The following is a 17,314-nucleotide window of genomic DNA, read 5'->3' as shown; positions in this document are numbered from 1 at the left end:
GTTCGGTGTATCGATTGCCTTTTTAGTCGTCGGTATAATCTGGATATTCATGAATTAAAAGAACTGGCTGTGCCAAGTGATTATTCCGTACTGAGAACGATTCAGTGCGGAATTTTTATTGAGAGGATTAAGAAAGTTAAAGGAGGCATCTACGTGAATGTAAAAAAGACCAATACAAACGAAATACGGCGTCGTGCTTTTGAAGCGATGCAACTCATTTCTTGGAAAGATATTTTTTGGATCATCATCGGTTCGGCCATTTTAGCATTCGGCATCAATTACTTTACGATTCCGAATGACTTATCAGAAGGTGGACTCATCGGGATCACCGTCATTTTCTACTACCTCTATGGATGGGATACGGGTCTCGTCTCTTTGATTTCGAATGCGCTCCTATTCATTATCGGCTATCAGTTCTTAAGCCGGAAAACGATGCTCTATTCCGCCATCTCCGTTGCGACGACATCATTTGTCTTGTCGTCCACGTCATCACTTGCGACGACGTCAGATAATCGATTGATTGGGACCATCTATGCCGGGATTTTGATTGGTCTTGGCATCGGCCTTGTCATTCGAGCAGGTGGCACGACCGGCGGGGGAGTCATCATCGCGCGGTTGATGAACAAGTACTTGAACTTAGGCATTGCCGTATCGATGTTCATCATCGATGTCACGGTCGTCGGCGCATCCGGATTCTTGTTTGGAGAAGAGACGATGCTGTATACGTTGATTGCGATCATCATCGGCTCTTATTTGATTGATCTTGTGAGCGAAGGACTGAATGTCCGTGAAGCCGTTACGATCATCAGCCATCGTCAAGAAGAGATTGCGACGATCTTGACGGAAACATTAGGCCGCAGTGCGACGGTCATTCATAGCCATGGTCACTTCACGAAACAAAAAAACGATATGCTGTATATGATCGTCGATAAACGCCAACTTGCACCGCTCAAACAAATCGTCGAGGCGGCAGATCCACGTGCCTTTGTCGTCATTCATAAAGTACGAGAAGTGATCGGTGAAGGATTCACTTATCCATCACGTTAAGTGACCGATCAGGAAAACCATTGTCGTCATCACCGGCAGTGGTTTTTTTGTGCGTGAATCGAGCGACCTGAACTTGGAAAAAACTGAAAACTTTTTTGAATCAAGACTAGCCGCTACAGGCGGAATACACGTATAATAAAAATGAATAGTAATTCAGTCACAAGGAGGGAATGGAATGGATTCAGTATGGTTAAAGGATTATCCAGAACAGGTACCTGCATCAATCGACTATCGTGAGGTGCCACTTTATCAAGCACTAGAGGAGGCAGCCGACGATTTTCCAGAACGTCGTGCCCTTAGTTTTCTCGGTAAACGGATGACTTTTCAGGAAGTGCGACAAGAAGCACGTCGTTTTGCGCACGTCTTACAGGAAGCTGGACTCGAAAAAGGAGATCGTGTTGGTTTGATGTTACCGAACTGTCCGCAGTATATGATCAGTTATTATGCTGTGTTGTACGCAGGCGGAACGGTCGTTCAAGTCAATCCGCTCTATACGGACCGGGAACTGGAACAAATTCTTGTCGACTCGGGTGCCAAGATTCTTGTGACACTGGATTTGCTGTATCCAAAAGCATCACGCGTCAAAGCGGTGACTGCTTTGCAGACAGTTGTCACGACCAGTATTGCTGATTATCTTCCCTTCCCCAAAAATAAGCTGTATCCGATCAAATCCCGGAAAGACAATAATATCATCATCGATACGACGGGATCGATTCCTTTTTTATCACATCGTCGACACGAATCCATCGAGCCGGTAGAAATCAATCCAAAAGAAGACATCGCAGTGTTACAATATACCGGTGGAACGACCGGTGCTCCAAAAGGAGTCATGTTGACACATTTTAATTTGAGTGCGAACGTCGAACAAATCAGTCAGTGGTTTTATAAATATTCGCGTGGTGATGGACGGAAATTATTGGCCGTTGTTCCTTATTTCCATGTCTACGGCATGACGTGTAATCTGAATTTCGGGATGTTTAATGCCTATGAACAAATCATCTTACCGAAATTTGATATTGAACAAGTCTTAAAGGCGATTGATAAAGAAAAACCAAATTTATTCCCAGGGGCACCGACGATGTATGTTGGACTCCTGAATCATCCGAAACTGAAAAAATATGACTTGTCGTCGATTGAAGCCTGTATCTCCGGATCAGCGCCGTTACCAGTCGAAGTGCAAGAAAAGTTTGAACAGGTGACGGGTGGACGAATTGTCGAAGGGTATGGATTATCAGAGACAAGTCCGGTCACACACACGAATTGCATTTGGGACAAACGTGTTCCCGGAACAGTTGGCATTCCTGTTCCGGATACGATTGCGAAAATCGTTCAAGGTGACGGTGAGACCGCGGCAGCACCTGGAGAGATTGGTGAAATTCTCGTTCGAGGTCCGCAAGTCATGAAAGGGTACTGGAAGCGTCCTGAAGATACGCAAGCCGTCTTACGTGACGGATGGCTGCATACGGGCGATCTTGGTTATGTCGGAGAAGATCATTACTTCCGAATCGTCGACCGGAAAAAAGATTTAATCATCGCCTCTGGTTTCAACATCTATCCACGAGAAGTCGAAGAAATTCTATACGAACATCCAGCCGTCAAAGAAGCTGTTGTGATTGGAGTGCCGGATGCGTATCGAGGAGAGACGGTAAAAGCGTTTATCGTGCTCAAAGATGATGGTACAGTGACGGAAGAAGAACTCGATCAGTTTTGCCGGAAAAGTCTTGCTTCTTTCAAAGTTCCGAAACAGTATGAGTTCAGACAAGAACTCCCGAAAACGTTTGTCGGGAAAATTCTCCGTCGTGTCCTGATTGAAGAAGAACGGGCAAAACAGCTAGAAGAAAGCAGTTGACAGCTCAAAAAGACATGATAGAATAAATATGAATGAACCATCATTCATTTTATGTGTTAGGAGATAGCCTTATGAAAAGAACGATGTCTAAGAGTGATCGCATCATTGATGCTGCGGTGAAAGTCATCGCAAAAAATGGGTACCACGGTGCCAAGGTGACAGCGATTGCGAAAGAAGCAGGGGTAGCGGACGGAACGATTTATCTTTACTTTAAAAACAAGGAACATCTGTTGATATCATTGTTTCAAGCAAAGATGGGCAGTTTCATCGAATATTCGGAAGCGCAAATTGCGCATCATCAGTCGGCGACACAACAGTTAGCCGCACTGATTGAAGCACACCTCGAGCAACTATCGGTCGATTATGATTTAGCGGTCGTCACGCAGATTGAGTTACGGCAATCAAATCAGGAGATGCGCCATAATATCGCAACGGTCCTTAAACCTTACTTGCATTTGATTGATCGTGTCATCCGAAACGGGATGGAGTCGGGCGAATTTTCTCATACACTCGACTACCGATTAGCGAGACAGATGGTATTTGGAACGATTGACGAAGTCGTGACAAGTTGGATGGCAAGTGGTTTTAAATATGACTTGCTCGAAACGCGTCACGGGATTCATCACATGTTAATCAAAGGGCTGAGTTAAGCCCTTTTCATGACATTCTTTTTGTAAGCGGATACAAAAAATGATGGTGGTCTATAGAAGTCGATAGAGGGGGAACGAAAGATGGAAATCTATGTCTTATTAAAACGCACATTTGATACGGAAGAAGCAATTCAGCTCGAAAATGGTCAAATCGAAGAGGACGGGGCGGAATTTATCATCAATCCCTATGATGAGTATGCGGTAGAAGAAGCAATCCGTGTGCGCGATGCACATTCCGGAACAGTGACCGTCGTAACGGTCGGACCAGAAGATGCGGACAAAGAACTTCGGACGGCACTTGCGATGGGGGCAGATCAAGCGGTTCGCATCTCGATTGAGGATGACATCGAAGAAGCCGACCACTATTCGATCTCAGAAGTTCTGGCTGGATATCTCAAAGAACAGACGGTGGACTTAATCATTGCGGGGAATGTAGCGGTTGACGGCGGAAGCGGGCAAGTAGCGCCACGTGTCGCGGAACTGCTCGATATTCCGTATGTCACGACCATCACGAAGCTTGAATTAAACGGAATGGATGCCGTCGTCACACGGGACGCAGAAGGGGACACGGAAGTCATCAAAACGTCTTTACCGTTACTCGTAACGGCACAACAAGGATTAAATGAACCACGTTATCCAAGTCTTCCGGGCATCATGAAAGCCAAAAAGAAACCACTCGAAGAACTCGAGTTGTCTGATCTTGAATTAGACGAAGACGAGTTAGCACCACGTCTCGAAACGATTGAACGTTTTTTACCGCCGAACAAAGCAGCCGGTAAAATTCTTGAAGGCGATTTGTCGACGCAAGTCCAGGAACTCGCTTCACTATTACGTAACGAAGCAAAAGTTGTTTAAGGGGGAAACACGATATGTCAAAAGCACTTGTACTTGCAGAATCACGTGACGGTAATTTACGGAATGTTTCATTTGAAGCGATCGCGGCAGCAAACCTAGTAGCAGATGAAGTCGTTGTTGCTCTAATCGGACAAAACGTGGCAGCAGATGCAACGCAACTCGCGACGCGCGGCGCTCATCAGGTACTGGTCGTTGAAGACGAGCGGTTACAGCACTATACGCCAGACGGTTACGGACAGGTTTTCCTGCAACTGATCGAACGGGTTTCACCTGACGTCATCGTTTTCGGACATACGTCGCTCGGAAAAGACCTTTCGCCAAAAATCGCTGCGAAACTTCAAGCCGGGTTAATCAGTGATGTGACATCAATCGAAGGAACCGGGACGGACGCACAGTTCATCCGCCCGATTTATTCAGGAAAAGCATTTGAGAAAGTGAAAGTCACAGAAGGAAAAACCCTCTTTACGGTCCGTCCGAACAACATCGAGCCACTTGCTGAAGGAGCTTCGCAAGGGACGGTCGAGGCGGTGACGGTCGAACTGAAGGATTTACGGACAATCGTTTCAGAAGTGGTACGAAAAGCAACGGGTGGCGTCGATTTATCAGAAGCAAAAGTCATCGTTGCCGGTGGGCGAGGCGTCAAAAGTTCAGATGGATTTGTACCATTACAAGAACTCGCAGACTTACTTGGCGGAGCAGTCGGAGCATCACGTGGTGCCTGTGACGCTGACTACTGTGATTACGCGTTACAAATCGGTCAAACTGGTAAAGTCGTCACACCGGATCTCTATATTGCCTGTGGTATTTCTGGAGCGATTCAACATTTAGCCGGTATGTCGAATGCAAAAGTCATCGTCGCGATCAACAAGGATCCCGAAGCAAATATCTTCTCCGTTGCAGATTATGGAATCGTTGGCGACTTGTTCGACGTCGTGCCGTTATTGACAGCAGAATTCAAAAAGATGCTTGTGCATTAAGAGAAGCCAAAGGAAGCGAAGAGTAACTTCTTTGCTTCTTTTTTGTCCAATGACTTTGTCTTGAGCAGTTTCGTTTGTTGTCAGGTAGGGCTGTGCTATACTCAAGTCAGTAAAAAGATGGGTTGGATAAATAAATCAAACCGATCTAAAAATAGGAGGTTTTTTTCAATGGCAATCGTACACGCAACTAGCCAATCGTTTAAAGAAGATACACAAGAAGGTCTCGTTCTCGTTGATTTCTGGGCAACATGGTGCGGACCTTGTCGCATGCTTGCTCCTGTTCTTGAAGAACTCGATGCGGATATGCAGAACGTAAAAATCGTTAAAGTTGATGTTGACGCTAACCCGGAAGTGGCTGGAGCTTTCCAAGTCCAAAGTATTCCGACACTCGTCTTGTTCAAAGACGGTCAACCGGTCAACAAAACAATGGGCTTTATGCCAAAAGACGCGTTAAAAGAATTCGTTGAAACATCTAGCTAATTCTGAAATCGATAGAAAAAAGATGGCATTCCGTCAATTGGCGGAATGCCATCTTTTTGTCTCGTTGTCTTACGAAAGCGGAGAACAAAGTTCGATCAAATGACCATCGGGATCAAGTACATAGGCAACGGTTTGTCCCCACGGTTTTTCCGTCGGCGGCAAAATCGTTTCATGACCAGCAGCTCGGATCGTCTCGTACAAGGAAACGACATCATCGGTCACGAAACCAAGTTCAATCGATTGTTGCCCGGTTTTGTCCGGTATCTCATAGGGAATCATGGAACGAACGTCTTCTTTTGTATTGAAAGCAAGAATTGTCGAACCGGTCTCGAACTCCGTATAACTCCCATGTTCGGCTTTGATCGGAAGACCAAGCAGACCGTGGTAGAACAGACGTGTTTTTACGGGGTCCGTAATGTAAAGAATCGTATAGCCGTAATCAACCATGTCAACTCCTCGCTTTCATTTGTCAGTCTTCAAGTAATGATGCAATGTCAGATGCCGGTGTCGGATAAGCAAAACTCGTTTTCTGAAGAGCAGAGCTTGGAATTCGGTGCTGCATGGCAAACGAAAAATAATTAGCCAGTTCAGCGGCATGCACACCGATGAAGTGAGCACCCAGAATCTGATCGTCTTCCCCAATTAACACTTTTGCCCGTGCAAAGGGATCTTTGATCCGCACATTCGTCTGCCAGCTGGATGTATCGATCAGCTTTCCCCGATAACGGATATTATGTTGCTGCAAGCTAGCTTCAGTCTGACCTACTTTAGCCAAATTCGGAGTAGTAAAGACAATACTCGGAACAGGAAGTAACTCGAGTGTACGTGTGTTGCCTTCAAGCATGTTACAGGCAGCGAGACGTCCCTCCGTTCCAGCGAAAGGGGTCAATGCTGGATTTCCGCTGACGGCGACATCACCAGCAGCATAGATATGCGGAGCCGACGATTGTAAGTAATCATTGACCTGAATGCCTTTTTCTTCAAAAGTGACACCAGCTTTATCGAGGTCAAGGTGTTCAATGCTTGCAACACGACCTGTCGCATTCAACACGACGTCAGCTTCTAAGCGTGTTCCGTCAGAAAGCGTCAGTGTCGTATCAGAATAAGAGACGACTTCTGTTTCGCGGAGAATTTGAATGCCGAGGGCTTCCGTTGCTTCTAACAAGACCGTGACCAGCTCCTGCTCAAATTGTTTGAGTGCGCTAGACCGTAACAGAATGGTGACTTCAGCACCTGCGATTCGCGCGAGATGTGCAAATTCAAAGGAGATATAACCACCACCGATACAGACGAGTCGACGTGGAACATCACGTAATTCCAAAAATTCGTTACTGTTTAAAAAGCGTTCGCCACCCGGGATGGATAATTCACGGGGACGAAGACCGGTCGCGATCAAAAATTGCTCCGCCTCTAACTCGATATCATCGACGAGGAGTTTCGTATTCGATAAGAAGCGGGGTTCACCATGGTAATAGTCAATTCCGAGATCGTCATACCGATTTCGCGTTTGTTCCGGAATCGCACGTGTATACTCATTTTTTCGTTCCATCAATTGGCGCCAGTCGATGGAAATCAAACCCTTTAGACCGTATCCGAGTAACCGTTCGACGGCATCTTTTGTTTCGCTGCCCGTCAATAGAATTTTTTTAGCATCGCAACCACGTTGTGAGCATGTGCCCCCAGGTGTGAAATTTTCAATAATCGCGACTCGGAGCCCTTTTTCAGCAAATTTATAAGCGGCCTGGTTTCCGGCTGCTCCTGTTCCTATTACAATGCAATCATATGTACGCATTTTTTATCCCCCATATGTCATAATCAATGTAAGATATTTACCCTATAACGTAAAACTAAAAACGGTGAAAGGAGACATTTTTGTGAGTCATCGAGAACATATTAAGGCGAAACTATCCCTTTTACCTGATGAACCAGGCTGTTATTTGCATAAAAACCAATTTGGCGAAGTCATTTATGTCGGAAAAGCGAAAAATTTAAAGAATCGTGTCCGGTCGTATTTCACGGGAGCGCATGACTTAAAAACAGAACGTCTCGTTGCAGATATCCGTGATTTTGAATACATCATCACCGGAAGCGAACTGGAAGCATTATTGCTTGAGATGACTTTGATTAAGAAACATGACCCGAAATATAACATCATGTTAAAGGATGATAAGTCCTATCCGTATTTAAAGATTACGAATGAGACGTACCCACGACTGATCACAACCCGGAAATTACGAAAAGACGGTGGGCATTACTTTGGTCCATATCCGAATGCGTATGCGGCAAATGAAACAAAACGTCTACTTGATCGGTTGTACCCCCTCCGTAAGTGTCAGCCGATGCCGAAAAAGATCTGTCTCTATTATCATATCGGTCAATGCCTAGGTCCGTGCGAAGTTCCGAATCTAGAAGAGGAACAAAAAGCGATCGTGTCCGAAATTCGCCGTTTCCTGTCTGGTGAAACAAAAGAACTGGTCCAGTCGCTTCAAGAAAAGATGAGTGGGGCAGCGGAAGCGATGGAATTTGAACGGGCCGGCGAATTACGTGACCAAATCCGAGCGATTGAGTCGATCATGAATAAACAGAACATGATTACAGCTGATTTGACGTCTCGAGATGTCTTTGGTATTTATGTCGACAAAGGTTGGATATGTGTCCAAGTCTTCTTCCTGCGTGGCGGAAAAATGATTGAACGTGACGTATCGCTGTTTCCGATTTACGGGACAGCCGCAGAAGAACTTGAAAGTTTCATCGTTCAGTTTTATGAAAAAAACATCAAACCGAGTGAAATCTATGTACCGCCACTCGTCAATCAGATGCTGTTGAAAGAAGCACTTGATTTACGTGTCCATGTTCCGGTGCGTGGTTCAAAACGGAAGCTGCTCGACTTAGCGACGAAAAATGCTGAGAATGCGATTGGAGAACGTTTCGAATTGATTGCCCGTGATGAAAAGAAAACCGTTCAGGCAGTTCAAGAATTAGCAGACGCGATTGATGTACATCCCTTATCACGAATCGAAATCATCGATAACGCTAATATCCAAGGGGCGGACGCTGTATCGGCGCTCGTCGTCTTTGAAGACGGGAAACCGCTCAAGAAAGAATACCGGAAATTTAAGATCAAGACGGTCAAGGGACCAGACGATTATGAATCGATGCGAGAAATCGTCAGGCGGCGTTATCGTCGTTTGTTACTCGAAGGTGCCCGTCTACCGGATCTCGTCTTAATCGATGGTGGATTAGGTCAACTCAATGCCGCACTTGAAGTGATTCAAGATGAACTTGGTTTATCCCTGCCCGTCGGTTCGTTGAAAAAAGATGATAAACACCGGACGAGTCAACTGCTGTTTGGGGAGGGAGGGCGGTTGATCGAACTGCATCCGCGTTCGAGTGCGTTTTATTTGCTGCAACGGATGCAAGACGAGGTCCACCGGTTTGCGATCACGTTCCACCGTTCGTTACGCTCGAAGGGAATGACCCGGTCACTGCTGGACGATATTCCCGGCGTCGGACCAAAACGACGCCAACAATTGATTCGTCATTTCGGTTCGATGCGTAGTTTGAAAAAAGCCAACATCGAACAGTTGACGGAAGCGGGATTACCTGTGAAGTTGGCAGAAACCGTTGCCGAGTACCTCAGTCAGACGAATGAAGAATGATGAAGAATAAACGTGGGGTCAGTCGGAAATCATAAATAATAAAAGAAACGTGTTGTTCATTTGCCTGAAGACAGCGAATGAACAACACGTATTTTTGTGAGAACTTCACCGGGTTACCGATTCGTTGACAACGTTAATTATTGATGTATTTTTCATAGTAGGAACCGAAATCTCTTTGATTCCATTGATAATAATGTCCTTGGAGCCAGTTGAACGACTCTTGCGACAGATCCTTAAACGTTTGTGGCACGTTCATGTCGCCTTGACGGAGACCACCAAGAATCGTGACGGAATGATTGAGTGAGCTGTTTGCGAACTCGAGCATCTTTTGACCTTCGTACTGTTTTTCGGCGATAGCGAGTAACGCTTTATACAAATCCTTCACATGCTCGAGCTGTTTTTTATCGACATCGATCGAATAATGTTTTCCGCCAATCTCGAATTTGATTTCAACATCAAGGTCGACGGTCCCAGCCGTTTCGAACATGACATGACGAATCGGATAATGAGCATAGGGGTAACGATAGAGAACACGTTTTGAACTGACTGCACTTTCGCCATCGAGATGAACAAGCGCTAAATTCGTAAAACAGTATTCATCTGTTTTCGATTTGATTAAAAAATAAATTTTTTCACCGTCTTCGTGTAAGACGTAATCATCGGCGGCTGCCTTGTCAAAATCGTCAGGGTGAATCACTTGCCCAATATCACTGAATCCTGTTAAGTCGGCTGCTAGTTTCTTGAACATAAAAATTCCTCCTTTGATGAATGTAATCAATTACTGATACGGCAATCAAACGAAAAAGGTTTCACGTTTCAAGAATTCGCCGTCCGGATTCAAATTCCTGTTTTAATTTTAAAGTGATCCGTCAAGTGGATCTTTTGGATCAATCTCAATCGTGATGTGCACTTGATTCTTAATTGATTCCGCGTATCCTTCAGCTACACATCCGTTTATTTTTGAAAACTGTTCAGCTAAAAACCCTGCTTCTAGCTGAAAATAACCTACCGGACGTTCCGTTCGTATTGATTCAGGTGGTATTAAGATAAAGGTTAATGACGTTCCTTTTTGTTTTTTTAATTCCAACTGTCCCCAACCCGCCTCATGGAAAAACGGGGCAACTTCTTCAGCGCTAAAAACTGGGAATTCACGTGCCAGACGTTTTCCTGCCCAGTAGATGACATGGCGATAATCTGTTCCTAATAAGTCCGTCAACACATAGTCGCGAATCAACTCGATTCCGAATGTGGAAGAGGGGTGTGGTACCAAATCCATCATCAATCACTCCTATCTCTGAAACTATTATAGCGGGGTAATTCTTATGGGTCATTGTTTTCCTGAAAAAATTTGCAGTTATTTGCAGTTAAATGCAACAGCTCGGGTTGTCTTATAAAAAGGACAGGAGTAGAATAAGTGATGAAAAGACGAATTTCCTTATGAAAGCGCTTTTCTACCAAAATGCGCCAACGTTTGATTGGCAAACAAAAGGGGGGATTTGGATGGCGAATCATCGTGATTTCGTGGGGCGTAAAATACACTCACTGCTCGGCGTCATTCCAATCGGGTTATTTTTACTTTCTCATTTTACGACGAACTATTTCATCGTTCGTGGGGAGGAAGACTTTAATAAGGCTGCGGAAATCGTAGGGGGCGTTCCGTATCGGTTGTTCTTGGAAGTGTTTGTCATCTTCATTCCAATCATCCTGCACGGTGTCTACGGTGTTTACATCGCGTTTACGGGTTCCGCGAACACAGGTCGTTATACATACTTCCGGAACTGGATGTATGTGCTACAACGCTTTTCAGGAATCTTCCTCGTCGTGTTCATCACATGGCATGTCTGGGAGACACGGATTGCAGCAGCAATGGGGACGGCAGTCGATGCTAGCATGATGCAAAACATCGTCGATAACGGGTTCATGCTCGCCTTCTACATCGTCGGGATTTTAGCGACGACGTTCCACCTCGCGAACGGGCTCTGGACGTTCTGTATCACATGGGGAATCACGCAATCACCCGCTTCTCAAAAAGCGATGTCTTATGTGGCAGCCCTCGTATTCATCGGATTATCGTTTGTAGGCGTACGCTCGATCTTGACGTTTGCAGGCGTGTTGTAAGGAAAGGGGAACTAACAACATGGCGAATAAGAATCTTGTCATCATCGGTGGAGGACTCGCCGGCTTGATGGCTACGATAAAAGCAGCAGAACAAGGTGTGCCGGTCAAACTATTTTCACTTGTACCGGTCAAACGGTCACACTCCGTTTGTGCCCAGGGCGGAATCAACGGTGCCGTCAACACGAAAGGGGAAGGCGATTCGCCTTACCAGCATCTTGATGATACGGTTTACGGCGGCGATTTCCTCGCGAACCAACCACCGGTCCAAAAGATGACGGAAGCAGCTCCGAAAATCATCCACATGTTTGACCGGATGGGCGTCATGTTTAACCGGACGCCGGAAGGGTTACTTGATTTCCGTCGTTTTGGAGGAACATTACATCACCGGACCGCATACGCCGGTGCAACGACAGGGCAACAGTTGTTGTATGCACTCGATGAACAGGTCCGTAAGTTTGAAGCGCAAGGTTTGGTAGAGAAGTATGAAGGATGGGAATTCCTTCGCGCAATCATCGATGAAGAAGGTATTTGTCGTGGTGCGGTTTGTCAGAATTTACGCTCGATGGAAATCGAAGCGTTTGCAGCTGACTCAGTAATCTTAGCAACAGGTGGTCCGGGTGTTATTTTTGGGAAATCAACGAACTCGGTCATCAACACGGGGCAGGCAGCGGCAGCCGTCTACCGTCAAGGTGCCATTTATGCGAACGGGGAGTTCATCCAGATTCACCCGACAGCGATTCCAGGGGACGATAAACTCCGTCTCATGAGCGAATCAGCTCGTGGTGAAGGTGGACGTGTCTGGACGTATAAAGACGGCAAGCCATGGTATTTCCTTGAAGAAAAATATCCGGCCTATGGAAATCTCGTACCACGTGATATCGCGACGCGTGAAATCTTTGACGTCTGTGTCAATCAGAAGCTCGGTGTCAACGGGGAAAACATGGTCTATCTCGACCTGTCGCACAAAGACGCAAAAGAACTCGACGTCAAGCTTGGCGGGATTCTTGAAATCTATGAAAAGTTCGTCGGTGATGATCCACGGAAAGTCCCGATGAAAATCTTCCCGGCCGTCCATTACTCAATGGGTGGATTATGGGTCGATTACGATCAAATGACGAACATTCCAGGATTATTTGCATCTGGAGAATGTGATTACTCGATGCACGGTGGGAACCGTCTCGGTGCGAACTCGTTGCTGTCTGCCGTATACGGTGGAATGGTCGCAGGTCCGGCAGCGATCGCCTACATGAATGATCTCGATAAGTCGGTGCACGACATGCCGGAAGAAGTCGTCGAAGCGCACAAAATCGCTGAAATCGACCGTTTCAATGACATCTTGGCGATGGAAGGTACGGAAAACGCGTATCAAATCCACCGCGAACTCGGAGAAGTCATGACGGATAACGTGACGGTCGTTCGTTACAACGATAAACTCGAGCAAACACTTGATAAAATCAAAGAGCTTCGTGAACGTTTCACGCGGATTTCAGCGACGGATACAGCGCGCTGGAGCAATCAAGGGGCTTCATTTATTCGTCAACTCGATCATATGCTGGATCTCGCGGAAGCGATTACGCTCGGAGCCTTAAAACGGGACGAGAGCCGTGGCGCTCATTACAAACCGGACTTCCCGGAACGTGATGACGAACGTTTCCTCAAAACAACGATGGCGCGTTATACGAACGGTCATCCGGAAATTTATTATGAAGAAGTCGAAACGTCACTGATTCCGCCACGTAAGCGTGACTACAGCAAGAAGTCGAAGAAAGAGGTGAAGGCATAATGGCGACACCACTCGAACAGAAAACGAATCAAAAACCGGTTCAGTTCATCGTCCAACGTCAAGATGGACCGGATGGGAAAGCATATGATGAAGCCTTTGAAGTGCCGTATCGTCCAAACATGAATGTCATCTCTGCACTGATGGAGATTCGTCGTAATCCGGTCAACGCAGCCGGTGAAAAAACGACGCCAATCAACTGGGACATGGGATGTCTCGAAGAAGTATGCGGCGCGTGCTCGATGGTCATCAACGGAACACCTCGTCAATCCTGTACGGCACTTGTCGACAAGCTCGAGCAACCGATTCGTCTTCAACCGATGCAGACGTTCCCAATCGTCCGTGACCTTCAAGTCGACCGGCAACGGATGTTTGATGCCTTGAAAAAAGTCAAAGCATGGGTCCCAATCGACGGTACGTATGATTTAGGTCCGGGACCACGGATGCCGGAAAACAAACGCCAATGGGCATACGAACTTTCGAAATGTATGACTTGTGGCGTCTGTCTCGAAGCGTGTCCGAACGTCAATGATCGGTCGAACTTCATCGGACCAGCTGCACTCTCGCAAGTCCGTCTCTTCAATTCGCATCCAACAGGTGCGTTCCACAAAGAAGAGCGTCTTGAAGCTTTGATGGAAGACGGCGGAATCATGCAGTGCGGAAACGCACAAAACTGTGTTGAAGTGTGTCCGAAAGGGATTCCATTGACGACATCGATCGCAGCGATGAACCGTCAAACGACGTTGCACTCCTTCAAGAAATTCTTCGGCAGTGACGAAGGACGTACGGGAGAAGCAGTCAGTCGTTAATACGAAAACGTAAAATTAAAGAAGGGGCCTTGCTCCTTCTTTTTATATTTTTAGAGGAGGAAATTTCCGTGCGTGTACCTAGTTATATTCATGATCTCGATCAATGGTTAGAACAAATGAAACATGGCACGCGACTTGATGTTGCGGTCCGGTTTGCAGAAACGGATGCCTATGGACATATGAACAACCGTGTCCCGTTCGTCTACTTTGAGGATGTCCGAACGTTGATGCTTGAAGAAACCGGTTATTCGCTTTCAGACGACGGGATTGTCGTCGTTGCGGATGCCCAGTGTAATTACATCCGTCAAGTCTATCCACGGGCGCGTCTCGCCGTCTATGCCTACCCGGTTCAGGTCGGAACAGCCTCGTGTGATGTCCATTATGCCGCGTTCAGCGAACAGGATGAATTGATGTTCACCGGTCGGACCTCGATGGTCCAGATTGATCGTTCCGGGAATGCGTTTGCTTGGAATGAAGCGTATAAAAATTCCTTGCAGAATCGATTCGAATCCGTTATCATTTGATAATGAGTTCACATATTCGAAAACGACTCACTAGTACGTTATTAGTGGAGGGAGATTTCTTAATCATGGAAAAAACATTCAAAGTCATCGCGGATTCAGGCATTCATGCTCGTCCGGCAACACAACTCGTCAACACAGCTTCTAAATTCCAATCAGACATCAACTTGGAATACAACGGAAAGACTGTTAACCTCAAGTCGATCATGGGTGTTCTTTCACTCGGAATCGCAAAAGATTCAGACATCAAAATCGTTGCAAACGGTGACGATGCGTCTGAAGCAATCACGACTCTTTCAGATATGCTGACAAGCGAAGGTCTTGCTCAGTAATCCTTTATCGTACATTCTTGGACGCCGGTCTTGCACCGTCGTCCTTTTTTGTTACCATATGAGAGAGGAAGGTGAGGGGAAATCGTGAACAGATCAATTGGAGTATTAGATTCTGGGGTCGGTGGATTAACAGTAGCGCGGGAATTGATGCGTCAGCTACCCCATGAACAAATCATATATGTCGGAGACACATTACGGTGTCCGTACGGTCCTCGACCAGAAGAAGAGATTCGCCAGTTTACATGGGAAATGATTGATTTCCTCGTAGCGCAAGATGTCAAACTGATCGTCATCGCCTGCAATACGGCAACGGCGGTCGTCTTAAAAGAAGCACGACAAAAGTTGTCGATTCCAATCATCGGCGTCATCGACCCGGGAGCGCGAGCAGCAGTTAAAGTCACACGGTCGAAACGAATTGGTGTCATCGGTACAAAAATGACGATTGAAAGTAACTCGTATGAAAAAGCCTTGCGTCACGTCGAAGGGCAGGTCGTCGTTGAATCACTGGCTTGTCCGCCATTCGTTCCACTCGTCGAGTCCTCACAGACAACCGGAGCTTATGTCGAGCGTGTCGTCGCCAATACATTAAAACCGTTGCTCGCCTATGACATGGATACGTTGATTTTAGGGTGTACCCATTATCCGCTACTGGCAGAAGTGATTGGACGAGTCATCGGACCGAATGTCCAATTGATTTCTTCTGGGGACGAGACGGCGCTTGAAGTCGGTGCTTTACTGGATTACAACGGAATCACAGCAGCACATGACATCGTCCCAGAACATGTCTACCATGCGACGGGAGATACACGATCTTTTGAACGGATTGCGAGTGACTGGTTGAATCAACCGATTCAAGCCGAACGGTTAGTGTTAGGAACGGAGGAAGAAAAATGCGTTTAGATCAAAGAGCACAAGCAGACATGCGAACGATTCATTTTGAGACGGGTGTCAATAAACACGCAGAAGGATCCGTTCTGATTTCAGTCGGGGATACGCGTGTCTTATGTACAGCAACGGTCGAAGAAAAAGTTCCGCCTTTTTTACGCGGGAAACGTCAAGGATGGATCAATGCAGAATATGCGATGTTACCACGCGCGACGGCGCAACGGACCGGTCGAGAGTCGGTCCGAGGAAAACAAACCGGACGGACGATGGAGATTCAGCGTTTGATCAGTCGGGCGTTACGTTCTGTCGTCAATCTTGAAAAATTGGGCGAACGGACGATTTGGATTGACTGTGACGTGTTGCAGGCAGATGGCGGGACACGTACGGCTGCAATCACGGGTGGTTTTTTAGCACTCGTCTTAGCGGTGGATGGACTGATTCAAAGCGGGAAGTTAACGGATACACCAATCAAGGAAGGCATCGCGGCAGTTTCGGTCGGGAAAGTCGGGACGGATTTGTTGCTTGATCTTTGTTATGAAGAAGACGCTGCGGCAGATGTCGATTTGAATCTCGTCATGACCTCGTCGGGTAAGATCGTTGAATTACAAGCAACGGGCGAAGAAGCAACGTTTTCTCGAAAAGAAATGCTCGATATGCTCGAACTTGGGGAAAAGGGTATTGAAGAACTGCTCCATGCGGCTGAACAAGCTTTAGGAGCGTCCTGGTGGTACGTCGGAGAAGAGGTGGAGCACGGATGAAGATTATCGTCGCGACCAGAAATCCTGGTAAAGTAAACGAATTCAAGACGATGCTTGGACGGCTCGGCTATGAGGTCGAGTCCTTACTCGATTACGATTCGGCTCCTGAAACGGAAGAAACCGGCTCGACGTTTGAAGAGAATGCTGAACTGAAATCAATTGAGGCCGCGTCCTACTTCGGTCATGCTGTGCTTTCGGACGACTCTGGTCTTGAAGTCGATGCGTTAGACGGTGCACCCGGCGTCTATTCTGCACGTTTTGCAGGCGAAAACAAATCAGATGAGGCGAACAATGCCTTATTGTTAAAAAAATTAGCACACGTACCAGCAGAACAACGAACAGCTCGTTTTGTCTGTGCTTTGTCACTTGCAAAACCGTCGGGCGAAACCTTGACCGTTCGCGGGACGATGGAAGGGTTGATTGGTTTTGAACAAAAGGGGACAAACGGTTTTGGGTATGATCCGTTATTCATCGTTCCATCATTGAACCAAACGGCAGCCGAGTTGACGAAAACTGAAAAAGCGGCCATTAGTCATCGCGGGCAAGCATTACAAAAACTCGAACAGGTACTGACTACTTTTTTAGGAGCGTGAT

19 protein-coding genes are annotated in these 17,314 nt (G+C 46.5%); 15 read left to right on the top strand and 4 right to left on the bottom strand.

Annotated features, from left to right (window positions below; all coding sequences use genetic code 11):
* The first annotated feature begins 153 nt into the window (after positions 1 to 153).
* The 6 genes from BLD48_RS10815 (at position 154) to trxA (ending at position 5,858) form a co-directional block, all read left to right on the top strand.
* Positions 154 to 1,047 carry a YitT family protein gene (locus tag BLD48_RS10815; protein WP_071500214.1) on the top strand — a complete coding sequence of 298 codons (894 nt, stop codon included), beginning with the start codon at positions 154 to 156 and terminating at the stop codon, positions 1,045 to 1,047.
* Between the two features lie 175 nt (positions 1,048 to 1,222).
* A complete protein-coding gene (locus BLD48_RS10810) occupies positions 1,223 to 2,896 on the top strand; it encodes an AMP-binding protein (protein ID WP_071500213.1) in 1,674 nt (557 codons plus the stop codon).
* A 71-nt stretch (positions 2,897 to 2,967) separates the two neighbouring features.
* Positions 2,968 to 3,546 (top strand): fatty acid metabolism transcriptional regulator FadR, encoded by a 579-nt coding sequence (locus BLD48_RS10805; RefSeq protein WP_071500212.1) that lies wholly within the window; start codon positions 2,968 to 2,970, stop codon positions 3,544 to 3,546.
* Between the two features lie 81 nt (positions 3,547 to 3,627).
* Positions 3,628 to 4,401 (top strand): electron transfer flavoprotein subunit beta/FixA family protein, encoded by a 774-nt coding sequence (locus BLD48_RS10800; RefSeq protein WP_071500211.1) that lies wholly within the window; start codon positions 3,628 to 3,630, stop codon positions 4,399 to 4,401.
* A 14-nt stretch (positions 4,402 to 4,415) separates the two neighbouring features.
* Complete coding sequence (locus BLD48_RS10795; RefSeq protein ID WP_071500210.1) at positions 4,416 to 5,378, top strand: electron transfer flavoprotein subunit alpha/FixB family protein; 963 nt, start codon at positions 4,416 to 4,418, stop codon at positions 5,376 to 5,378.
* Between the two features lie 117 nt (positions 5,379 to 5,495).
* Positions 5,496 to 5,858, top strand: coding sequence for a thioredoxin (gene trxA, locus BLD48_RS10790; protein WP_083412313.1), 363 nt, complete (start codon positions 5,496 to 5,498; stop codon positions 5,856 to 5,858).
* A gap of 69 nt (positions 5,859 to 5,927) precedes the next feature.
* Here the strand turns inward: trxA and BLD48_RS10785 are convergent, their stop codons facing one another.
* Together BLD48_RS10785 and BLD48_RS10780 are read right to left on the bottom strand one after the other, a co-directional pair.
* Positions 5,928 to 6,305, bottom strand: coding sequence for a VOC family protein (locus tag BLD48_RS10785; RefSeq protein ID WP_071500209.1), 378 nt, complete (start codon positions 6,303 to 6,305; stop codon positions 5,928 to 5,930).
* A 22-nt stretch (positions 6,306 to 6,327) separates the two neighbouring features.
* A complete protein-coding gene (locus tag BLD48_RS10780; RefSeq protein WP_071500208.1) occupies positions 6,328 to 7,650 on the bottom strand; it encodes a dihydrolipoyl dehydrogenase family protein in 1,323 nt (440 codons plus the stop codon).
* Positions 7,651 to 7,732: 82 nt separating this feature from the next.
* On the opposite strand from BLD48_RS10780, the gene uvrC reads away from it, so the two are divergent.
* The gene (gene uvrC, locus BLD48_RS10775; protein WP_026829976.1) at positions 7,733 to 9,517 is read left to right on the top strand and encodes an excinuclease ABC subunit UvrC; all 1,785 of its coding nucleotides are present in this window, start codon (positions 7,733 to 7,735) and stop codon (positions 9,515 to 9,517) included.
* Between the two features lie 133 nt (positions 9,518 to 9,650).
* Here the strand turns inward: uvrC and BLD48_RS10770 are convergent, their stop codons facing one another.
* Together BLD48_RS10770 and BLD48_RS10765 are read right to left on the bottom strand one after the other, a co-directional pair.
* Positions 9,651 to 10,265, bottom strand: a complete 615-nt coding sequence (locus tag BLD48_RS10770) for a PH domain-containing protein (RefSeq protein ID WP_014970950.1) — start codon at positions 10,263 to 10,265, stop codon at positions 9,651 to 9,653.
* Positions 10,266 to 10,373: 108 nt separating this feature from the next.
* Entirely contained in the window at positions 10,374 to 10,793 is a 420-nt protein-coding gene (locus BLD48_RS10765) for a YslB family protein (RefSeq protein WP_026829975.1), read from the bottom strand.
* A gap of 224 nt (positions 10,794 to 11,017) precedes the next feature.
* On the opposite strand from BLD48_RS10765, the gene BLD48_RS10760 reads away from it, so the two are divergent.
* The 8 genes from BLD48_RS10760 to BLD48_RS10725 all read left to right on the top strand — a co-directional run bounded on the left by BLD48_RS10760 (position 11,018) and on the right by BLD48_RS10725 (position 17,313).
* Positions 11,018 to 11,635, top strand: a complete 618-nt coding sequence (locus tag BLD48_RS10760; RefSeq protein ID WP_071500262.1) for a succinate dehydrogenase cytochrome b558 subunit — start codon at positions 11,018 to 11,020, stop codon at positions 11,633 to 11,635.
* Positions 11,636 to 11,654: 19 nt separating this feature from the next.
* Positions 11,655 to 13,418 carry a succinate dehydrogenase flavoprotein subunit gene (sdhA, locus tag BLD48_RS10755; RefSeq protein ID WP_026829973.1) on the top strand — a complete coding sequence of 588 codons (1,764 nt, stop codon included), beginning with the start codon at positions 11,655 to 11,657 and terminating at the stop codon, positions 13,416 to 13,418.
* Positions 13,418 to 14,224 (top strand): succinate dehydrogenase iron-sulfur subunit, encoded by an 807-nt coding sequence (gene sdhB, locus BLD48_RS10750; RefSeq protein ID WP_026829972.1) that lies wholly within the window; start codon positions 13,418 to 13,420, stop codon positions 14,222 to 14,224. The genes sdhA and sdhB overlap by 1 nt, the downstream gene beginning before the upstream one ends.
* A 68-nt stretch (positions 14,225 to 14,292) precedes the next feature.
* Positions 14,293 to 14,748 carry an acyl-CoA thioesterase gene (locus BLD48_RS10745; protein WP_026829971.1) on the top strand — a complete coding sequence of 152 codons (456 nt, stop codon included), beginning with the start codon at positions 14,293 to 14,295 and terminating at the stop codon, positions 14,746 to 14,748.
* Between the two features lie 65 nt (positions 14,749 to 14,813).
* Positions 14,814 to 15,077 (top strand): phosphocarrier protein HPr, encoded by a 264-nt coding sequence (locus tag BLD48_RS10740; RefSeq protein WP_012371023.1) that lies wholly within the window; start codon positions 14,814 to 14,816, stop codon positions 15,075 to 15,077.
* 84 nt (positions 15,078 to 15,161) lie between these two features.
* Complete coding sequence (gene racE / locus BLD48_RS10735) at positions 15,162 to 15,977, top strand: glutamate racemase (RefSeq protein WP_071500207.1); 816 nt, start codon at positions 15,162 to 15,164, stop codon at positions 15,975 to 15,977.
* Positions 15,968 to 16,720 (top strand): ribonuclease PH, encoded by a 753-nt coding sequence (gene rph / locus BLD48_RS10730; RefSeq protein ID WP_026829969.1) that lies wholly within the window; start codon positions 15,968 to 15,970, stop codon positions 16,718 to 16,720. Before racE ends, rph begins: the two co-directional genes overlap by 10 nt.
* Positions 16,717 to 17,313 (top strand): XTP/dITP diphosphatase, encoded by a 597-nt coding sequence (locus BLD48_RS10725; protein ID WP_071500206.1) that lies wholly within the window; start codon positions 16,717 to 16,719, stop codon positions 17,311 to 17,313. Before rph ends, BLD48_RS10725 begins: the two co-directional genes overlap by 4 nt.
* Position 17,314: the final 1 nt, after the last annotated feature.

This window comes from Exiguobacterium sp. KRL4 (genome assembly GCF_001870785.1).
Classification (GTDB): Bacteria; Bacillota; Bacilli; order Exiguobacteriales; family Exiguobacteriaceae; genus Exiguobacterium_A.
The sequence above is the reverse complement of the archived record's forward strand: the minus strand, read 5'-3'. Positions and strand labels throughout refer to the sequence as shown.